Here is a 3,635-nt window from a genome sequence, read left to right on the forward strand (position 1 = left end):
ACGATGAAGGCCGAGGCGCCGTCGGCCCGCTCCTCGCGGCGCGCACCCGGTGGCAGCCCGGTGACGGGGGGCTCGGTGGCACAGGCCAGGCGGCTGGCCAGGTGGCGCACAGCCAGCTCGGTGATGACATCGACCTCCTGGCGCACCGTGGTGAGGTCGATGGCGCTGAGGCCGGCGGTCGCGATGCCGTCGAAGCCCGCGACGGCGACGTCCTCGGGCACGCGAAGCCCCCGCCTGCGCAGCTCGAGGATGGCACCGATGGCCACGTGGTCGTTGAAGCACAGCAGGGCCTGCGGCAGGCCGGCGTGCTGGACCAGCCCCGTCACTGCCGCGATGCCGGCGGCCTCGTCGTCACCGCCGGGCACGACCCGCCCGGTGGCGCCCGCCGCGCGCAGCGCCCGGCGGAAGGCGGCGACGCGCAGCCCCGAGGAGGGCGCGTCGGCCCCGTCGACGTAGACCAGGCAGCTGCGGCCTGCTGACACCAGGTGGTCGACGAGCGCGGTGACACCGTGGGCGTCGTCCGAGCGCACGATGTCCACACCCGGGGCCCGGGACTCACGGCACAGGGCGAGAAGGGGGATCCCGTCAGAGGCCCGCATGAGCTCGGTGGTGCTGATACGCGAGTCAACGACGACGATGCCCTCGCAGCGCTCGCGCACCAGCTCCTCGACGCCCTGGCGCTCGCCGTGCCTGGGGGTGGCGGCAGCGAGGCTGAGCACGTGTCCATGGCGGGCCGCGGCGGCGTAGAGACCGTCCACGAGGGCCACCTGGAAGGCCTGGCTGGGCAGGTAGCTGACCCCGATGACCCCGGTGTGCCGGGCCCGCAGGAGACGTGCCGCGGGGTCCGCGACGTAGCCGAGCTCGCGGGCGATGGCCAGGATCTCGGCCCGTGTGGCCTCGGAGACGCCGGGACCACCGTTGAGGGCGGCGGAGACCGTCGAGATCGAGCGGCCGGCGCGGCGCGCCACGGTCGAGATCGTCACACGCCCCCGGGAGCCCACCGCCGCCGTCCTCCACGTCACTTAGTCCTCGTGCGCCGGCGCGGGCCGGCACGAGCATCGTGCCACGTGCGCCCGGGGCGCGCCCACACGGCGGGTGGGGTGCGGTTTGAGCCCACCTCCCACGTCTTGACATACGTGGGAGGTGGGGAGAGACTTTCCACACGCGATTAACGCGCGTTAATCACGTGTCACCCACGTCACCGAGGACAGGACACCACCATGACCACCACCGCACCCCTGGCTGTCGCCGTCATCGGCGCCGGCATGGCCGGCACCACCCACGCCAACGCCTGGAGGCAGGTCGGCACCGTCTTCGACCTTGGCCTGCCCAAGGTCCGCCTGGCCGCCATCGCCGACGCCTACGAGCCCTTCGCCACGGACGCCGCCGAGCGCTACGGCTACGAGAAGGCCGTCACCGACTGGCGTGACATCGCCGACGGCCCGAGCATCGACATCGTCTCCATCGTCGTCGGCAACGCCCTGCACCGCGAGATCGCCGAGTCCATGATCCGCGCCGGCAAGCACGTCCTGTGCGAGAAGCCCCTGGCCGACACTCTCGACAACGCCAAGGCCATGGCCGAGGCCGAGGCCGCCAGCCCCGGCGTCGTCACCTCCACCGGCTTCACCTACCGCCGTAACGCCGCCGTCGCCGAGATCAAGAAGCTCGTCGAGACCGGCCACCTGGGCGAGATCAGCCACATCAACGCCCGCTACTGGTGCGACTACGGCTGCGACCCGAGCACACCGATGGCCTGGCGCTACTCCGGCCCCATGGGCTCGGGCGCCCTGGGCGACGTCGGCTCCCACCTCATCGACACCGCCGAGACGATCTGCGGCTCTCTCGTCGCCGTCTCCGGAGGGGCCCTGGCCACGCTCATCACCCAGCGTCCCGTCGCCGCCGGCCACGTCACCCGCGGCACCGCCCTCGACGTCTCCGACGCTGAGATGGCCGAGGTCACCAACGACGACGTCGCCACCTTCACCGGACACTTCGCCAACGGGGCCATCGGCTCCTTCTCCGCCTCGCGCATCGCGTGGAACATGCCCAACGCCATGATGATCGACGTCCACGGCTCACGCGGCCGCGCCTACTGGGACCTCGCCCGCACCGGGGAGATCCTCCTCGACGACGCCAGCGCCCCCGCCGGCCTGGCCGGCCCCCGGCAGGTCCTCGTCAACCCCACCTTCCCTTACTTCGCGCGCGGCTCCTCCATGGCCTTCGGCGGCGTCGGCGCCACCCAGATCGAGCAGTTCACCTACCAGGCCTACGCCTTCCTCCAGCAGGTCGCCGGCGTGAGTGAGGAGGAGTCCCTCCCGCGCTGCGCCACCTTCGCCGACGGCTACCGCGAGATGCGCATCGCCGCCGCGGTCGCCGAGTCCGCCGCCAAGGGCGGCGCCACCGTGGACGTGTCCTGCTTCTGAGCCCCGTCCTTCACACCCACCCGCCACACCACAGGAGACACCACCATGGCACTGACCTACGGCGCCTACACCGCCTGCCTCGGCGACCAGAGCCTGCCCCAGGCCCTCGACACCCTCAAGGCTGCCGGCCTGACCGGCGCCGAGGTCAACGTCGGCGGCTTCATCCCCTCGCCCCACTGCCCCGTCGACTCCCTGCTCGCCTCTGCCACTGCCCGCGAGGACTACCTGGGAGTCTTCCAGGACAAGGGCATGGTCCTGTCCGGCCTCAACACCTCCGGCAACCCCACCTCCCCGCTGCCCCACGAGGGCCTCAAGCACGCCGAGGACATCCGCAAGGCGATCGAGCTCGCCGGCCTGCTCGGCGTCAAGGAGATCGTCACGATGTCCGGCACGCCCGGCACCGACCCGACGGCGAGGTACCCCACCTGGGTCGTCAATCCCTGGAACGGCATCGACATGGAGATCCTCGACTACCAGTGGAGCGTCGTCGTGCCCTTCTTCAAGGAGATCGACGCCCTCGCCCGCGACAACGACGTCAAGGTCTGCCTCGAGCTGCACCCGCGCAACCTCGTCTTCAACGTCCCCTCCTTCGAGCGCCTCGTGGAGGAGACCGGCGCGACCAACATCCGCGTCAACATGGACCCCTCCCACCTGTTCTGGCAGCAGATGGACCCCATCGCCGCCACCAAGCGCCTGGGCAGCCTCATCGGCCACGTCCACGCCAAGGACACGAAGATCTTCCCGGGCGTCGCCTACCGCGGCGTGCTCGACACCGACTTCGGCCACGTCCCGGCCGAGGCCGAGGGCAAGGTCCCGGTGGCCTACGGCTACTGGTGCAACGCCTGGCCCCAGGACCCCGCCTGGCGCTTCGTCGTCTTCGGCCTGGGCCACGACACCGCCTACTGGACCGAGTTCCTCGCGGCGATCGCGCAGGCCGACCCTGACATGAACGTCAACATCGAGCACGAGGACGCCGAGTACGGCAACGTCGAGGGCCTGACCATCTCCGCCACCAACCTGCTGGCGGCCGCCGCCGGCCTGTGAGCCGCCCGCCCCGGCCGGCCAGCAGCTGAAGCCGGCCAGCAGCTGAAGTCGGCAAGCCGGGCCCCGGTGCCCTGAGGACGTCTCCCACGAGCGACCTCAGGGCACCGTCGCGCGGGGCCGGAGGCGGCCACCGCGGCGCCCCGCGCTCCCAGCGGGAGCGCGGGGCGC

At 71.7% G+C, this 3,635-nt stretch carries 3 protein-coding genes; 2 read left to right on the forward strand and 1 reads right to left on the reverse strand.

Translation table 11 applies throughout. The features are described 5' to 3' along the window. The coding region (locus ACSJJR_RS08350) for a LacI family DNA-binding transcriptional regulator (protein WP_435943042.1) at positions 1 to 983 on the reverse strand (983 nt) is incomplete at its 3' end. Between the two features lie 237 nt (positions 984 to 1,220). On the opposite strand from ACSJJR_RS08350, the gene ACSJJR_RS08355 reads away from it, so the two are divergent. Continuing rightward, positions 1,221 to 2,423 carry a Gfo/Idh/MocA family protein gene (locus tag ACSJJR_RS08355; RefSeq protein WP_435942336.1) on the forward strand — a complete coding sequence of 401 codons (1,203 nt, stop codon included), beginning with the start codon at positions 1,221 to 1,223 and terminating at the stop codon, positions 2,421 to 2,423. Positions 2,424 to 2,468: 45 nt separating this feature from the next. After that, positions 2,469 to 3,467: a sugar phosphate isomerase/epimerase family protein gene (locus ACSJJR_RS08360; RefSeq protein WP_435942335.1), complete on the forward strand. Its 999-nt coding sequence runs from the start codon at positions 2,469 to 2,471 to the stop codon at positions 3,465 to 3,467. Positions 3,468 to 3,635: the final 168 nt, after the last annotated feature.

Source organism: Actinomyces sp. W5033, assembly GCF_051303165.1.